General features: G+C 48.9%; 16 protein-coding genes. 11 read left to right on the top strand and 5 right to left on the bottom strand.

Translation table 11 applies throughout. The features are described from left to right. Window positions 1–316: 316 nt before the first annotated feature. The 9 genes from Q1M25_RS03770 (at window position 317) to Q1M25_RS03730 (ending at window position 7,239) form a co-directional block, all read left to right on the top strand. The gene (locus Q1M25_RS03770; protein ID WP_222570738.1) at window positions 317–670 is read left to right on the top strand and encodes an ATP synthase subunit I; all 354 of its coding nucleotides are present in this window, start codon (window positions 317–319) and stop codon (window positions 668–670) included. After that, window positions 660–1,526, top strand: coding sequence for a F0F1 ATP synthase subunit A (gene atpB, locus Q1M25_RS03765; protein ID WP_254324362.1), 867 nt, complete (start codon window positions 660–662; stop codon window positions 1,524–1,526). Before Q1M25_RS03770 ends, atpB begins: the two co-directional genes overlap by 11 nt. Window positions 1,527–1,590: 64 nt before the next feature. Beyond that, the gene (gene atpE / locus Q1M25_RS03760) at window positions 1,591–1,827 is read left to right on the top strand and encodes a F0F1 ATP synthase subunit C (protein WP_003676106.1); all 237 of its coding nucleotides are present in this window, start codon (window positions 1,591–1,593) and stop codon (window positions 1,825–1,827) included. Between the two features lie 73 nt (window positions 1,828–1,900). Continuing rightward, entirely contained in the window at window positions 1,901–2,371 is a 471-nt protein-coding gene (locus tag Q1M25_RS03755) for a F0F1 ATP synthase subunit B (RefSeq protein ID WP_004464459.1), read from the top strand. Window positions 2,372–2,375: 4 nt separating this feature from the next. Beyond that, window positions 2,376–2,909, top strand: a complete 534-nt coding sequence (locus Q1M25_RS03750) for a F0F1 ATP synthase subunit delta (protein WP_003683778.1) — start codon at window positions 2,376–2,378, stop codon at window positions 2,907–2,909. Between the two features lie 10 nt (window positions 2,910–2,919). Beyond that, window positions 2,920–4,467: a F0F1 ATP synthase subunit alpha gene (gene atpA, locus Q1M25_RS03745; protein WP_003676111.1), complete on the top strand. Its 1,548-nt coding sequence runs from the start codon at window positions 2,920–2,922 to the stop codon at window positions 4,465–4,467. 24 nt (window positions 4,468–4,491) lie between these two features. Then, window positions 4,492–5,367 carry a F0F1 ATP synthase subunit gamma gene (atpG, locus tag Q1M25_RS03740; protein WP_004519003.1) on the top strand — a complete coding sequence of 292 codons (876 nt, stop codon included), beginning with the start codon at window positions 4,492–4,494 and terminating at the stop codon, window positions 5,365–5,367. Window positions 5,368–5,405: 38 nt separating this feature from the next. After that, complete coding sequence (gene atpD, locus Q1M25_RS03735) at window positions 5,406–6,803, top strand: F0F1 ATP synthase subunit beta (RefSeq protein ID WP_003748111.1); 1,398 nt, start codon at window positions 5,406–5,408, stop codon at window positions 6,801–6,803. Between the two features lie 10 nt (window positions 6,804–6,813). Then, window positions 6,814–7,239, top strand: a complete 426-nt coding sequence (locus Q1M25_RS03730; RefSeq protein WP_004519002.1) for a F0F1 ATP synthase subunit epsilon — start codon at window positions 6,814–6,816, stop codon at window positions 7,237–7,239. Window positions 7,240–7,609: 370 nt separating this feature from the next. Here Q1M25_RS03730 and Q1M25_RS03725 read toward each other — a convergent pair whose 3' ends face one another. From Q1M25_RS03725 to Q1M25_RS03705, 5 genes are all read right to left on the bottom strand, one after another. Beyond that, window positions 7,610–9,322, bottom strand: coding sequence for a flotillin domain-containing protein (locus Q1M25_RS03725; protein WP_300481909.1), 1,713 nt, complete (start codon window positions 9,320–9,322; stop codon window positions 7,610–7,612). A 211-nt stretch (window positions 9,323–9,533) separates the two neighbouring features. Then, window positions 9,534–10,199 (bottom strand): YqiJ family protein, encoded by a 666-nt coding sequence (locus tag Q1M25_RS03720; protein ID WP_300481907.1) that lies wholly within the window; start codon window positions 10,197–10,199, stop codon window positions 9,534–9,536. A 214-nt stretch (window positions 10,200–10,413) separates the two neighbouring features. Next, window positions 10,414–11,082, bottom strand: a complete 669-nt coding sequence (locus tag Q1M25_RS03715) for a PspA/IM30 family protein (protein WP_300481905.1) — start codon at window positions 11,080–11,082, stop codon at window positions 10,414–10,416. Between the two features lie 42 nt (window positions 11,083–11,124). Further along, window positions 11,125–11,916: a hypothetical protein gene (locus tag Q1M25_RS03710; protein WP_300481903.1), complete on the bottom strand. Its 792-nt coding sequence runs from the start codon at window positions 11,914–11,916 to the stop codon at window positions 11,125–11,127. 41 nt (window positions 11,917–11,957) lie between these two features. Beyond that, a complete protein-coding gene (locus tag Q1M25_RS03705; protein ID WP_300481901.1) occupies window positions 11,958–12,458 on the bottom strand; it encodes a hypothetical protein in 501 nt (166 codons plus the stop codon). 181 nt (window positions 12,459–12,639) lie between these two features. On the opposite strand from Q1M25_RS03705, the gene polA reads away from it, so the two are divergent. After that, window positions 12,640–15,435 carry a DNA polymerase I gene (gene polA / locus Q1M25_RS03700; RefSeq protein ID WP_300481899.1) on the top strand — a complete coding sequence of 932 codons (2,796 nt, stop codon included), beginning with the start codon at window positions 12,640–12,642 and terminating at the stop codon, window positions 15,433–15,435. A 68-nt stretch (window positions 15,436–15,503) separates the two neighbouring features. Beyond that, window positions 15,504–15,879: hypothetical protein (locus Q1M25_RS03695; RefSeq protein WP_300481897.1), on the top strand; the 376-nt coding region annotated here is incomplete at its 3' end.

Raw genomic sequence — 15,879 nt, 5'->3', positions numbered from 1 at the left:
CGAATATCTACTGAACAGTTAGGCATTAATCAAGAGTTTTAACGGTTTTATAAACAGGCCGTCTGAAAAAATTTTCAGACGGCCTGAATTTTTGATAAAAGGACTGGTCGTACAGATGCTTACAATACAAATCAAAATCTTCTGTAAAATCTGTGTAGCAACATGTAATTTGTGTTAAACTCCGTTCCAGCAATGATTTGTTTTATATGTGTTAATCATTTATTTGTGAAAGGTTCACAAAGATTAACATATTGCTTGACGTTAACAAACTTCTTGATTATATTAATTTACCTTGCGTTTTGGGGTGCGAAGTACAATGAATCAGATAGTCCCATTGCAAGTGATTGTATTGTTAATAATTTCAGTTGTTTGTGCGTTATTTTCCGGATTGCCCGGCTTCCTCTCTGCTTTGGCGGGAGGATTTTCGTATATTTTGCCTACCCTAGTTGCAGTTTTACTTTTAAAGTTTTCCCGACGAAATCCCGATCTGCAAAGTTCGATGTTTATTGGCGGAGAGGTTTTAAAAGTAGTGCTGTCGCTGGTATCTATGTCGGTCGTTTTTGCGATATGGCATCGATCACTGGTATTTTACCCATTTTTATTGGCGTTTCTTGGCGTCAGTCATTTGGTTTTTTTAGTATTGTTGAGAGTGAAACACTATGGCAGGTGAAACTATGACCGCTGCCGACTACATCAAGCACCACTTGCAAAGCTTGACCAGTATGTCGGATGTTACTCAGGGTCAAGGACTGAAAAACATTGCTGATTTTTCGTTCATTAACCTTGATGCAATCTTTTTTGCCGTTCTGTTGGGCGTAATCGGCAGCTTCCTTTTGTGGCGTGGGGCCAAAAAAGCAACTGCTGGCGTACCCGGTCGTTTTCAGGCGGCTGTTGAAATTCTGTTCGAATTCGTGGATAACATGTGTAAGAGCATTATCCATAACGAACAATCGCGTAAAGCTGTTGCACCTTTGGGCTTGACCTTGTTTGTCTGGATTTTCCTGATGAACGCCATGGATATGTTGCCGGTTGATTTGCTGCCGATGGTATGGCAAGGCATTACTGGTAACCATCATGCACTGTTGCGTGTCGTACCGACTGCTGACTTGAATACTACTTTGGCTTTGGCAATTGGCGTATTGTTGGTATGTATTTATTACAATATCAAAATCAAAGGCTTTGGTGGTTGGATTCACGAATTGTTCAGCGCGCCTTTTGGTCCAATGCTTGCTCCGGCCAACTTCTTGTTGAACTTGGTAGAGTTCTTGTCCAAAACCGTATCCCACGGTATGCGGTTGTTTGGTAATATGTATGCCGGTGAGCTGGTGTTTTTGCTGATTGCTTTGTTGGGTGGTGCATGGGCATCAACCGGCAGCATCGAAACTTTGGATCCAATTTTGTTTGTGTTCCATCTGATTGCCGGTTTGGCTTGGGCGATTTTCCACATTTTGGTTATCACCTTGCAGGCATTTATTTTCATGGCGTTGGCGTTCGTATATATCGGACAGGCGCATGATGCACACTAATCAAGTAGTTTTTTTGTAGTTTGTTTTTTGTAGTTTAACCTTTACTATTTTAAGGAGTTTAAAAATGGGTTTGATTGCTATCGCATGTGGTTTGATCGTTGCCTTGGGCGCATTGGGTGCCTCTATCGGTATCGCAATGGTTGGTTCTAAATACTTGGAATCTTCTGCTCGCCAACCTGAGCTGATCGGTCCTCTGCAAACCAAACTGTTCTTGATCGCTGGTCTGATCGACGCGGCCTTCTTGATCGGTGTGGCTATTGCCCTGTTGTTCGCCTTCGTTAACCCGTTTGGTGCTGCGTAATCAAGACGGAGCGATCCGTTCAGATACAGGCTTATGGTCTGTTTGATTAACCCAGATACGAAGGTTAAGTAACGTGAATATTAATGCAACCTTATTTGCGCAAATCCTAGTTTTCTTTGGCTTGGTTTGGTTTACGATGAAATTCGTATGGCCTCCGATTGCCAAAGCATTGGATGAGCGTGCCGCAAAAATCGCCGAGGGCTTGGCTGCTGCCGAGCGCGGTAAGAGCGATTTTGAGCAGGCAGAGAAAAAAGTTGCAGAACTTATGGCCGAAGGGCGTAATCAGGTAACCGAAATGGTTGCCAACGCCGAAAAACGTGCTGCAAAAATTGTAGAAGAAGCCAAAGAGCAAGCTTCTCATGAAGCAGCACGCATTGCAGCCCAAGCAAAAGCTGATGTGGAGCAAGAAGTTAACCGTGCACGCGAAGTGTTGCGCGAACAGGTTGCTACACTGGCTGTTAAAGGTGCGGAATCTATCTTGCGTAAGGAAGTTGATGCTTCCAAACATGCAGATTTGCTCAGTACCTTAAAACAGGAGCTGTAATCTTATGGCAGAGTTCGCAACGATTGCCAGACCTTATGCGAAAGCATTGTTTAGTCTGGCTCAGGAAAAAAACCAAATCGAGTCTTGGTTGGGCGAACTGAAAGAACTCGCAGCGGTTGTTCAGGATGAGAAAGTCATTGCTTTCATCGAGCAGCCGGAAACGGGAGCTTCCGAAAAAGCAGAAACGCTTAAAGGTCTTGTCGGTATCAAAAATGTCGAATTGGCAAATTTTATTACCGTTTTGGCCGAGCAAAAGCGTTTGCTGGTATTGCCGGAAATTTATGCCCAATATCAAGATTTGACCTTGATACACAACAATACGAAATCGGCCGTAATTTACAGCGCGTATGAGCTCAGTTCTCAGCAGCTGGCCGATGTTACCGATATCCTGACAAAACGCTTCAACAGCAAATTGGATGTGGTAACTAAAGTTGCCCCTGAATTAATCGGCGGCATTAAAGTAGAAGTGGGTGATCAGGTCTTGGATTTGTCCGTACAAGGCAAACTGAATGCTTTGTATGCGACTATGACAAATTAGGAGAGTTTTCATGCAGCTTAATCCTGCTGAAATTAGCGATTTGATTAAAGCCAAAATCGAAAATCTGTCCGTCAATGCAGAAGTGCGTACCCGTGGTACCGTTGTTTCTGTTACAGACGGCATTGTGCGCATTCATGGCTTGTCAGACGCGATGCAAGGTGAGATGCTCGAATTCCCCGGTAACACTTTCGGTCTGGCCATGAACTTGGAGCGAGACTCCGTCGGTGCCGTAGTGTTGGGTGAGTACGAACACATTAAAGAAGGCGATACAGTTACCTGTACCGGCCGTATTTTGGAAGTGCCGATAGGTCGCGAACTGGTTGGCCGCGTGGTTGATGCATTGGGTCGTCCTATCGATGGTAAAGGTCCAATCAACACAACATTGACTGCTCCAATCGAGAAAATTGCACCAGGTGTGATTGCGCGTAAATCGGTTGACCAACCAATGCAAACCGGCCTGAAAGCTATTGACTCTATGGTTCCGGTTGGTCGTGGCCAACGTGAGCTGATTATTGGTGACCGTCAAACCGGTAAAACTGCCGTAGCACTGGATGCCATCGTTAACCAAAAAGGTACAGGCGTTATCTGTATCTATGTGGCTATCGGTCAAAAAGCATCTTCTATTGCCAACGTAGTACGCAAATTGGAAGAGCATGGCGCGATGGAGCATACCATCGTGGTTGCTGCAACTGCTTCTGAAGCCGCTGCACTGCAATACATCGCTCCTTACTCCGGTTGTACCATGGGTGAATTCTTCCGTGACCGTGGTGAAGATGCGTTGATCGTATACGATGACTTGTCTAAACAAGCCGTTGCATACCGTCAAATTTCTCTGTTGTTGCGCCGTCCTCCTGGCCGTGAAGCATATCCTGGCGACGTATTCTATCTGCACTCCCGTCTGTTGGAACGTGCAGCCCGTGTCAGCGAAAACGAAGTTGAAAAACTGACTAATGGCGAAGTAAAAGGCAAAACCGGTTCTCTGACTGCGTTGCCAATTATTGAAACCCAAGCCGGTGACGTATCAGCATTCGTACCAACCAACGTAATCTCGATTACAGACGGCCAAATCTTCTTGGAGACCGACTTGTTCAACGCTGGTATTCGTCCTGCAATCAATGCCGGTATTTCCGTATCGCGCGTAGGTGGTGCAGCACAAACCAAAGTCATCAAAAAACTGGGTGGCGGTATCCGTTTGGCGTTGGCACAGTACCGTGAATTGGCAGCGTTCTCGCAATTTGCTTCCGATTTGGACGAAGCAACACGCAAACAGCTGCAACACGGTGAAGTAGTTACTGAATTGATGAAACAAAAACAATTCAGCACATTGAACACTGCCGAAATGGCATTGACTTTGTGGGCGATCAACAACGGTTCTTACGCAGATGTTCCGGTATCCAAAGCCTTGGCTTTCGAAGCAGAATTCTTGAGTTTCGTACGTACGCAACATCCTGAGGTTCTGGAAGCGATTAATGCATCAGGCGCAATGTCTGACGAAAGCGAAAAAGCATTGACCGAAGCCATGAAATCTTTCAAATCTTCTTACGCTTACCAAGCATAAGTATTGAGATGAAAGGAGTCTGAAATGGCAGTCGGAAAAGAGATTCTCACCAAAATCCGTAGTGTTCAAAATACCCAAAAGATCACTAAAGCGATGCAAATGGTGTCGACCTCTAAAATGCGGAAGACTCAAGACCGGATGCGCTTAGCGCGTCCGTACGCCGAAAAAGTGCGTACAGTGATGAGCCATCTTGCACAGACTAATGCCGATCATGGTATCAAATTGTTGGAGCCGCACCGCGAAGTGCGTCGTGCTGGTTTCATTTTGATTACCTCGGATAAAGGTTTGTGCGGTGGCTTGAACGCAAACGTACTGAAAAAGTTTTTGGCGCAAGTTCAAGAGTATCAGGAACAAGGCATCGAAGTCGAAGTCGTGTGCCTAGGTAGCAAAGGTTTGGCTGCATGCCAAAGCATCGGTTTGAATGTTATTGCCAGCGCAACCAATTTGGGCGATACCCCAAAAATGGAATTGCTGCTCGGCCCTCTGACCGAAATCTTCCAACGTTATGAGAAGCATGAATTAGACCGTATCCATATGGTTTATTCACGTTTCGTCAATACAATGCGCCAAGAGCCGCGTATGGAAGTTTTGCTGCCTATCGGTGAAAACGTTATTGACGACGGAACAGGTCATTCTTCATTTACTTGGGAATACCTCTACGAGCCGAGTCCTATCGCCGTATTGGAATATTTGGTTCGCCGCTATTTAGAGTCTGTGGTTTATCAGGCATTGAGCGACAACATGGCATCTGAACAAGCCGCGCGTATGGTAGCGATGAAAGCCGCAACCGACAACGCAGGCAATGCTATCAAAGAATTGCGCTTGGTGTACAACAAATCGCGTCAAGCCGCGATTACCACAGAATTGTCAGAAATTGTAGCAGGTGCGGCGGCAGTTTAATGCCGTCTGAAGCCTGAACAGGAAATTAGGATACGATAATGAGCCAAGGCAAAATCGTACAAGTTATTGGTGCGGTGGTTGACGTGGAATTCCCACGCGACGCTATCCCGCATGTTTACGATGCCCTAAAATTGGACGAGAACGGTCTGACTCTGGAAGTTCAACAGCTTCTGGGTGACGGCGTTGTCCGTACTATTGCAATGGGTAGTTCAGACGGCCTGAAACGCGGCATGTCTGTAAGCAATACTGGTGCGCCAATCACTGTGCCGGTAGGTAAAGGTACATTGGGTCGTATTGTCGACGTATTGGGTACGCCTGTTGATGAAGCAGGTCCGATCGATACCGACAAGAGCCGCGCCATTCACCAAACTGCTCCGAAATTCGATGAGTTGTCTTCAACTACCGAATTGTTGGAAACCGGTATTAAAGTGATCGACTTGCTGTGTCCGTTTGCTAAGGGCGGTAAAGTAGGTCTGTTCGGTGGTGCCGGTGTGGGCAAAACCGTGAACATGATGGAATTGATCAACAACATCGCCAAAGCGCACAGCGGTCTGTCCGTGTTCGCAGGTGTGGGTGAACGTACCCGTGAAGGTAACGACTTCTACCACGAGATGAAAGATTCCAACGTATTGGATAAAGTAGCCATGGTGTATGGACAAATGAACGAACCTCCGGGCAACCGTCTGCGCGTTGCTTTGACCGGTTTGACTATGGCCGAATACTTCCGTGACGAAAAAGACGAAAACGGTAAAGGTCGCGACGTATTATTCTTCGTTGACAACATCTACCGTTACACTCTGGCCGGTACCGAAGTATCTGCACTGTTGGGCCGTATGCCTTCTGCAGTGGGTTACCAACCGACATTGGCTGAAGAAATGGGTCGTTTGCAAGAGCGTATTACCTCTACCCAAACCGGTTCCATTACTTCCATCCAAGCCGTATATGTACCTGCGGATGACTTGACTGACCCGTCTCCAGCGACAACTTTCGCCCACTTGGACGCGACCGTCGTATTGAGCCGTGATATTGCATCTTTGGGTATTTACCCGGCAGTTGACCCGCTTGACTCTACTTCACGCCAATTGGATCCGATGGTATTGGGTCAAGAGCACTACGACGTAGCGCGCGGTGTACAGTCCACTCTGCAAAAATACAAAGAATTGCGCGACATTATCGCCATTCTGGGTATGGACGAATTGTCTGACGAAGACAAACTGACTGTAATGCGTGCCCGTAAAATCCAACGCTTCCTGTCTCAACCGTTCCACGTTGCAGAAGTGTTTACAGGTTCTCCAGGCAAATATGTCGCCCTGCGCGATACCATTGCCGGCTTTAAAGCCATCTTGAACGGCGAATACGACCATCTGCCTGAACAAGCGTTCTACATGGTAGGCGGCATCGAAGAAGCAGTTGAGAAAGCGAAAACCTTAAACTAAGGAGGTCGGCATGAGCGTCATGCAAGTTGAAGTGGTCAGTAGCGAGCAAAATATCTATTCGGGCGAAGCCAGCTTTGTGGTGGTTCCGACCGTTCAGGGTGAGCTTGGTATTTATCCACGACACGAGCCGATTATGAGTTTGGTACGCCCCGGCGCATTGCGTTTGACTGTTCCGGGTGAAGCTGAAGAAGTACTGGTTGCTGTTTCCGGCGGTGTTTTAGAAGTACAGCCTGACAAGATTACCGTATTGGCAGACGTTGCCGTCCGCAGTACAGAAATGGATCAGGCGCGTGCTGAAGCAGCTAAAAAAGCAGCCGAGGCAGGTGTTTCTGCAGCCAAAGATGATAAATCTCTGGCCGAAGCGCACAAAGCATTGGCAGCAGCCATTGCCCAGCTGAAAACTTTGGACTACCTTCGTTCGCAAAAAAACAAGTAATGTGGGTTCATCGAGAAAAAGCACAACGAAATGTTGTGCTTTTTTATTTGCCTGAAGATAAGCAGCTTGGTATTGGAATGTCGATAGATGAGTAGATGGCAAGTTTGAAATCGGAACGGTAGAACTAGCTTTTATGATTAAATTGTTGATGGATCATTATTGAAGCAGTTAGCCTTGTGATTCACATTTAAAATAGTCCACCCAATCTTTTTTATCCTCAAAAAATAGATTGGATGATTCCTAATTTATTGCAACCGCAATAGTATTGAATTTATCAGTATTGAAAATATTAAAGTTTTTCTGAGTCGCATACAAAAAAGGCCGTCTGAAAAGTTTCAGACGGCCTTTACACCATTATGATTGTATCTGTTTATGATTGGTCGATGGTTTTATCCAGTCCTTGGGTCAGACCGTTGATGTCGCCACCATTCAGTCCTAACTCTTTCAAGAGACCGTCGACCAACGGGGCTTGGCTGCGGTAGCGCAGGGCGCTGTTGACCATTTGGTCTGCAAGGCTGGCTTGTGTGGTTTGGCCGTCTGAAACACCTTCCGTACCGTTTGCACCACTGGCAAAGCCACCCAGACCATTGACCTGCAAAATCTTGATGTCTTCGATTTTTTCCATTGGGCGGACGGATTCGCGGATGATGTCCGGCAGGTGTTTTAAGAGGGCAAGGCGGACTTGCATTTCAACCTGTTCAACGCTCAGGACGTTGGCAGCTTCGTTCACAGCGCGGGTACCTTCAGCGTCAACCTTGTATTGTTGCTCTTGCGCTTGCGCCAACAGAATCTTGGCATCGGCTTCACCTTTGGCTTGAAGGCGTTGTTTCTCGGCTTCGGCTTCGGCGGCGATACGCACGGCTTCAGCGCGGTCTTGTGCAGCTTGTTTTTCAGCTTCAGCGGCAACAGTGAGCGAAATCGCATCTTTTTGCGCAGCTTCTTCTGCGGCAATCAACTCAACTGCTTTGGCACGCTCGGCGCGTTCGGTTTCGCGTACGGTAATCACGCTTTCTTCTTCACGAACAGCGGCGGCACGGGCTTTGTCGGCTTCGGCTTTTGCTTCGGATTCGGCACGCGATTTTTCAGCAACGGCGATGGCGCGGTCTTGCTCGGCCAATTCGATGGCTTTGCGACGTTCAACCTCTGCCTGTTCAACGGCTTGGGCTTTTCTAATGTCTTCGTTTTTAATGTCGCGTTCGGCGGCAATACGTTTCAAATCCACTTCGCGTTCAGCGGCAATTTTGGCTTCTTCCGCTTCACGTTTTTTCTGAGATTCTTGTTCGGCAATGCTGGCCTCTTGTTCGGCGCGGCGGACGGCAATTTCACGCTCTTGTTCGAGTTTGGCGTATTCTTCTTCGCGTGAGATTTTCAGGCGTTGTTGTTCGGCTTCGAGGTTTTTGGTTTTAATTGCCAAGTCGGTGTCTTGTTCGATTTCGTTACGTTTTTTGCGGCGGCCTTCAATGGTTTCGGTCAGTTTGGTCAAACCTTCCGCGTCAAAGGCGTTTTGCGGGTTAAAGAACTCAAAGCTGGTTTGGTCGAGGCCGGTCAGGGAAACGGTTTCGAGTTCGAGACCGTTTTTAAACAAGTCTTCGCTCACGACTTGTTGTACTTTCTGAACGAAATCAACACGTTTCTCATGCAATTCTTCCATTGCCATTTCAGCGGCAACGGCGCGCAGGGCGTCAACGAATTTACCTTCGACGAGGTCTTTCAGCTCATCGGGAGACATGGTTTTCATACCCAGCGTTTGTGCGGCGGTCGCAATGCTCTCGGCGCTGGGTTTAACGCGGACGTAAAATTCAGCCATTACGTCAACGCGCATACGGTCGCGGGTAATCAGCGCTTGTTGGGCAGCGCGGCGCACTTCAAGGCGCAGTGTATTCATGTTGACGGGGATGATTTCGTGCAATACGGGCAGCACCATCGCACCGCCGTTCATGATGACTTTTTCACCACCAAAACCGGTGCGGACAAATGAAACTTCTTTGCTGGCACGGCGATACAGACGGGTCAGGATGAGGCCGAGTACAAACAGCGCGACGAGTATGACGCCGGCGATAGTGCCGATGGAGACCAAATTCATGGTTTTTCCTTTCTTCTTGTTAATATGCCTTTGGGGCGGTGGATTCAGAAGGCTTTGAGGGAAGGAGGCCGTCTGAAAGGGTTAAAAATATGGGTTGAAATAATAGGGTGGTTGTTTTTTCTAATTGTTATTTCAAATTTCTAGATGGTGAGGATAGGGCGGTGAAGTATCTATTTTTACCGTATCGATAAATCAGTGGTTTCAGACGGCCTTAATCAACCAAGCTGCCGCTCGGATTCAAAATTGCTTTAAATGTATTTCCATCCAACGACACCAGCAATACTGCATCACCTTGTTTCAATACATCTTCAGAGTCAGGCTCTACCATCACATAATGCTGTTGGCCGTAAGTATCTTTCACGCGCACCTGCGCCGCATTGCCTACCCGAGCTTCGCCCAACACCACCGTGCCGACGCGGCCGATTAAACTTTCCTGCGAAACGGCAGTGGTTTCATCTTTCGGCATAATTTTGTACAAACCGCTAGCTGTTATCCGCACTAAGGGCAGGGAAAGAAACCAAACGATGACTGCTGCCAGCGTGCCATTCAGATAACTGCCGAATACAGTGGCAAAGGCCGTCTGAAACAGATAGCCCGTCAGTCCGTATACGGCAAGGAACACCACCATCAACATCAATACCGGGATACGTCCGACATACAGCCAGCTCAGGAAACGCACGAATATGCCTGCGTCCGCCACATCCAATCCGACCTCGGCGTGCGCAGTTTCGGTCAGGCTGTCGGGCAACAGGTTGTCCAACCAGTCGCTAATACCGCCTGCCAGCATGGAAATGACTTCAAACACACCGAGCAAAACCATCAGCGCAATGGCAATGCCGAAGATTTCAGTTTCGGGGGCGTTGATTAGATTCCACATATTGCATTTCCTTATTCTTTTTAATTTTCAGACGGCATATATTTTATTTTAAAGTTAAGCCGATTGGATATGGGTATTTTTATTAATTTGTCGTAACTGACAGGATTTTTCCCAATCCGTCATCTTTTTGTTATTGAGGTGTGTATGGTTTTCTTTTTTCAGACGGCCCCGTGAAGATAGAAGCCGTCTGAAACCGCGATTTTCTCAATATGGCTTATGATTTCGCTTTCAATGCCGCCAATCTTTCGGCAATGCGGTTGTTACGGCTTAAGTCTTCCAGTTCTTTCAGCTTTGCCAACTGCGCCGCATCAGTGCTGCTGTGTACCGAGTTTTGGCGACCCATCACACGGTCGAAGGCATTGCCGCTTTTTTCGGCATCACGGGCAATGCGGTTGAGGTCGCTGCCGTTGCCACTGGCTGTTTTGCCTGTGCCCATGCTTTGCTGTGCGGCACGCCAGTCTTGCAACTGCTGCTGCATCTCGCGCTTTTTCGCCTGCAGGGCGGCGATAAAGCCTTCGAGCTCTTTTTCTTGTGCGGCACAATCGGCAATGGTGTTTTCCAAGATGGGCAGACGCGCTTCGATGTCCATCTGCTCGGCGATACCTGCTTCGGCAAGATCATCGCGACCGGCATCTACGGCGGCTTGCAGATTGGCATCGATGGTTTCATGGCGGTTACTTTCATCGGCCATTTTCTTGGCGGCAAGATGTTTCTGCGCCAACACTTTGCCCAACTCAGCACGCACTTCATCTACTGCACGCTCGATTTCGCGGATGCTTTCGTTCATAACCGCTTCAGGCGCAAGGTTTTCCGCCGCATCAATCAGGGCATGAAAACCGCCGCTTACCAGACGGCCTACTCGGCGGGATAGGGTTTCGCTCATTTAGATTTTCCTTTCTTTATGAAATCATGAGAAATTTTGTGTTTAGCCGGCATCCGATTGTACCAACCAGTCGTAACATTGCTCCCATGACAATGTTTCGTTTTCGTCTTCTTTGCCTTCCAGCAGGGCTTGTTCTAAAGCTCGTCTGAATGTGGCGCGGGTATCCGGGTGGGTAAACCAAGCCGACAGTTGGGCGTCGAATTGCTTTCTATTCGGACAATGCTCGGGCAGATAGCAGACTTTGTACCAATCCGGCTTGTCGCTTCCATACGGAATTTCTAAGTACAAGTCGATAAATTCGCGTAAAGCTGCCGTTTTATCCGCTTGTTCCGTCCATACTGCCAGCAGTTCGTCGACAACATCCAATCCGGAAAATTGAAACATATTCAGCCAAACGACTAAGCAGCCTTCATAGCGTGGCGCGGTCAGTTGCGAGTCAAACCAAGCGGCGGCGAAACGTTTTAACCAATCGATTTCTTCTTTTGTCCAGCATTCGGGCAAATCGCAACGCAACTTATCGAGCAACGTTTCATCAAGCGATCGGACATCTTCCTCGTTGACCAAAGCCTGCAAAATACGCGGCAGAAAATGTTTCATGTCTAAAGCCGTCGCAGCTCCTTTGTCCAAAGGCACGCTGCCCAAATACGCCTGCAACATATCGGTAGGAATTTCGCGTAACGGATATTCCAACAACGTCTGTTGGAAATCCTCGGGAGAACAGCTATTGCAAGTGCAGATATTCAGCGGGAAGCGCACGCTGTAAGGTGCAAATAATTCGTATGCTTCTGCTATCCATTTTTCCATCTTGTCGCTTCTGTCTTCGATGTTGAGCATTGGTATTTAGGAATGGGGGAAGGGGCGTTGTTCAGACGGCCTTAAACTTCATTTGCCTGTTGTACAATCTTTGCCAGTTTCAAAGTGTTTTCAAGCTGTTGCAACACGGTATCGTCGTATGCCGCGCCTTTGCCGGTTATGGCGAGCTGCAAGATGCTGTCGGTGAGGCGGACGATGCGCCACATCAGTTCGCGCTCGTATTTTTTCAAATCGTCGAGATCAGCTTCTTCGGGCAGGTCGGCGGCGAGTGTTGCGCCCAAGTCGGGCAGCTGCTCAAACAACCTCGCCACGATATGCGAATGCACTCCGGCCTGTTTTTCAGCGTGCAAGATTTCGTGTTTTGCTGCTTGGAAAAACTGCTCCTGCGCCGTCAGTGCGGAGCTGTAATCGCGTGTCTGCGTATGCGCCAAGCGCGCCAGCTTGAGCAATTCGCGGATTTTTTCAGACGGCGTATTCGCTCCTTCAATTTTTAGTTCGGCAATAAAATCAGCATCTTCCTGAGTGATGCGCACACTAATTGGGATACGGTTCGTTGCATTCATATTCGTTTGATTTGTTTTGTATTCATTTGAATACAAATATACAAGATGGGATTCTGCGGCGCAATACTTAAAACCGTATATTTATGTAAACATCAGGCCGTCTGAAACCTTATTTTCGGTTTTCAGACGGCCTTTTCCTTTATAATCCGTAAATTATTTTCATACACACAGCAGGTTCTCTATGTCCAATAAACCCACACTCCTTCTCGTTGACGGCTCTTCTTATCTTTACCGCGCCTATCATGCCATGGGGCAGAATTTGTCTGCGCCCGACGGTGCGCCGACTGGGGCGATGTATGGCGTGTTGAACATGCTGCGCCGGCTGCGGGCGGATTATGTGCACGATTATTGCGCGGTGGTGTTTGATGCGAAGGGTAAGAATTTCCGCCACGAGATGTTCCCCGACTATAAGGCGACGCGCCCGCCGATGCCGGACGATTTGCGCCCGCAGGCGGAAGCCTTACCGGATTTGGTGCGGCTGATGGGCTGGCCGGTGCTGGTAATTCCGCAAGTCGAAGCGGACGACGTTATCGGCACGCTGGCGGCGATGGCAGGCGAAGCGGGTTGGAATGTGGTGGTATCCACCGGCGATAAGGATATGGCGCAACTGGTGAACGAACATGTAACGCTGGTGAACACGATGAGCGGCGAAACGCTGGACATTGAAGGCGTAAAGGAGAAATTCGGCGTGCGCCCCGACCAAATCCGCGATTATCTCGCGCTGATGGGCGACAAGGTGGACAACGTGCCGGGCGTGGAAAAATGCGGCCCAAAAACCGCGGTGAAGTGGCTGGAAGCCTACGGCTCGCTGGCTGGAGTGATGGAGCACGCTGGCGAAGTCAAAGGCAAGGTCGGCGAAAACCTGCAAGCCGCTTTGGAACAACTGCCGCTGTCGTATGATTTGGTAACGATTAAAACCGATGTGGACTTGCACACAGAGCTTTCAGACGGCCTCGAAAGTCTGCGCCGTACTACGCCTAAATGGGCGCAACTGGTTGTCGATTTCAAACGCTGGGGCTTCCGCACTTGGCTGAAAGAGGCGGAAAGCCGTATGCACGAAGCGCAAAATACTGATTTGTTCGGCAGCGAGCATATCGGCGAACAAGCTGCATTGGCGATGGAAACACAGCCTGAAAAACAACCCGAACTTGCCCCAGCCCCTGAAAAACTGGATTATCAAGCCGTTACCACCGAAGCGCAGTTTGCTGCCTTGTTGAACAAACTGGCTCAGGCGGACAAAATCGGCATCGATACGGAAACCACGTCATTAGACGCGATGAACGCCGCGCTGGTTGGCATCAGCATCGCGTTCCAAGCAGGCGAAGCGGTTTACATCCCCGTAGGACACAGCCTGACTGCCGCACCCGAACAGCTCGATTTACAAGACGTATTAGGCCGTCTGAAACCGCATTTGGAAAATCCCGCCCTGAAAAAAATCGGGCAAAACCTCAAATACGACCAACATGTTTTCGCCAACTATGACATCGCCCTGAACGGCATTGCCGGCGATTCCATGCTCGCTTCCTATATCATCGAGAGCCATCTCGGACATGGCTTGGACGAGTTGTCCGAACGCTGGCTCGGCTTGGAAACCATTACCTACGAATCGCTGTGCGGCAAAGGCGCGAAGCAAATCAGTTTTGCCGATGTCGCCATCGGGCAGGCGACCGAATACGCCGCCCAAGATGCTGATTTCGCCCTGCGCCTCGAAGCGCACCTGCGTGCGCAAATGGACGCCAAACAGCTTGAAATGTATGAAAAAATGGAGCTGCCCGTCGCGCAGGTATTGTTTGAAATGGAACGCAACGGCGTACAAATCGACCGCGCCGAACTCGCCCGCCAAAGCGCAGAACTCGGCGCCGAGCTGATGAAGCTCGAACAAGAAGCCTACGCTGCCGCAGGTCAGCCGTTCAACCTCAACTCACCCAAACAGCTGCAAGAAATCCTGTTCGACAAAATGCGCATCCCCACCAAAGGCCTGAAAAAAACCGCCAAAGGCGGCATTTCCACCAACGAAGCCGTGCTCGAACAGCTCGCGCCCGACTATCCCTTGCCCAAAATCATCCTGCAAAACCGCAGCCTGGCGAAACTCAAATCCACCTATACCGACAAACTGCCCGAAATGATTTCCCCCAAAGACGGCCGCGTGCATACCACTTACGCCCAAGCCGTCGCCATTACCGGCCGCCTCGCCAGCAACAACCCCAACCTGCAAAACATCCCCATCCGCACCGCCGAAGGCCGCCGCGTGCGCCGCGCCTTCACCGCACCGCAAGGCAGCGTCATCGTTTCCGCCGACTATTCCCAAATCGAGCTGCGCATCATGGCGCACCTCTCCGGCGACAAAACCCTCATCGCCGCGTTCCAAAACGGCGAAGACGTACACCGCCGCACCGCCGCCGAAGTATTCGGCACTGCCCCCGAAAACGTCTCGTCCGAACAACGCCGCTACGCCAAAACCATCAACTTCGGCCTGATTTACGGCATGGGCCAATACGGCCTTGCCAAATCATTGAGCATCGACAACATCTCCGCCAAAAACTTTATCGACCGCTACTTCGCCCGCTATCCCGGCGTCGCCGAATACATGCAGCGCACCAAAGAACAAGCCGCCGCACAAGGCTTTGTCGAAACCCTGTTCGGCCGCCGCCTCTACCTGCCCGACATCCACAACAAAAACGCCAACGCCCGCGCCGGAGCCGAACGCGCCGCCATCAACGCCCCCATGCAGGGCACCGCGTCCGACCTCATCAAACGTGCTATGATAGACGTGTCCCGCTGGTTGGATTTAGACGGCCTGAAAACCAAATTGATTATGCAGGTGCATGACGAACTGGTGCTGGAAGTCCCCGAAGCCGAACTGGATTTAGTGAAAGAAAAACTGCCGCAGATTATGGCGAAAGTGGATGAAGGAATGTTGAAAGTGCCGCTGGTGGCGGAGGTGGGTGTGGGGATGAATTGGGAAGAGGCGCATTGAGAGCCCATAAATAAAGTATCTCTATGCTATTCCTAAGATGGTTTCAAGTCTTAAAAGGAGACTAATAAATGAAGGTATTGGTATATAAACGTACTCATACAGGGGATCCTAGTGAAAATGGAGTATTTGGGGAGAGTGATTGTATGGGGGCTATAAGAAACTGGCACTATGATGCTGTTATCGGTATAGGATCTATACATCCTTGGAAAGGAGATAAAGGAATTTCGGGTAAGGTAACTTGGATTGGTATAAATCCGATCAGAATTGGAAAAAATGGGCGTGGAGACACACTCAAGTTCAAACAATTTGTCCTTTTAGATGAGGATGGTCCTGATTTTAAAGAGTTAGCTCCAAATCTTGCAAATCGTTTTTATATTAGAAATGCCCGTTTTACCCTTAATAGTTATTCAGATGTTGAGAAAAAGGAAGTTGAGAGAGTAATTA

It is taken from the genome of uncultured Neisseria sp. (assembly GCF_951230505.1).
Classification (GTDB): domain Bacteria; phylum Pseudomonadota; class Gammaproteobacteria; order Burkholderiales; family Neisseriaceae; genus Neisseria.
This window is presented reverse-complemented; position numbering and strand designations above follow the sequence as displayed.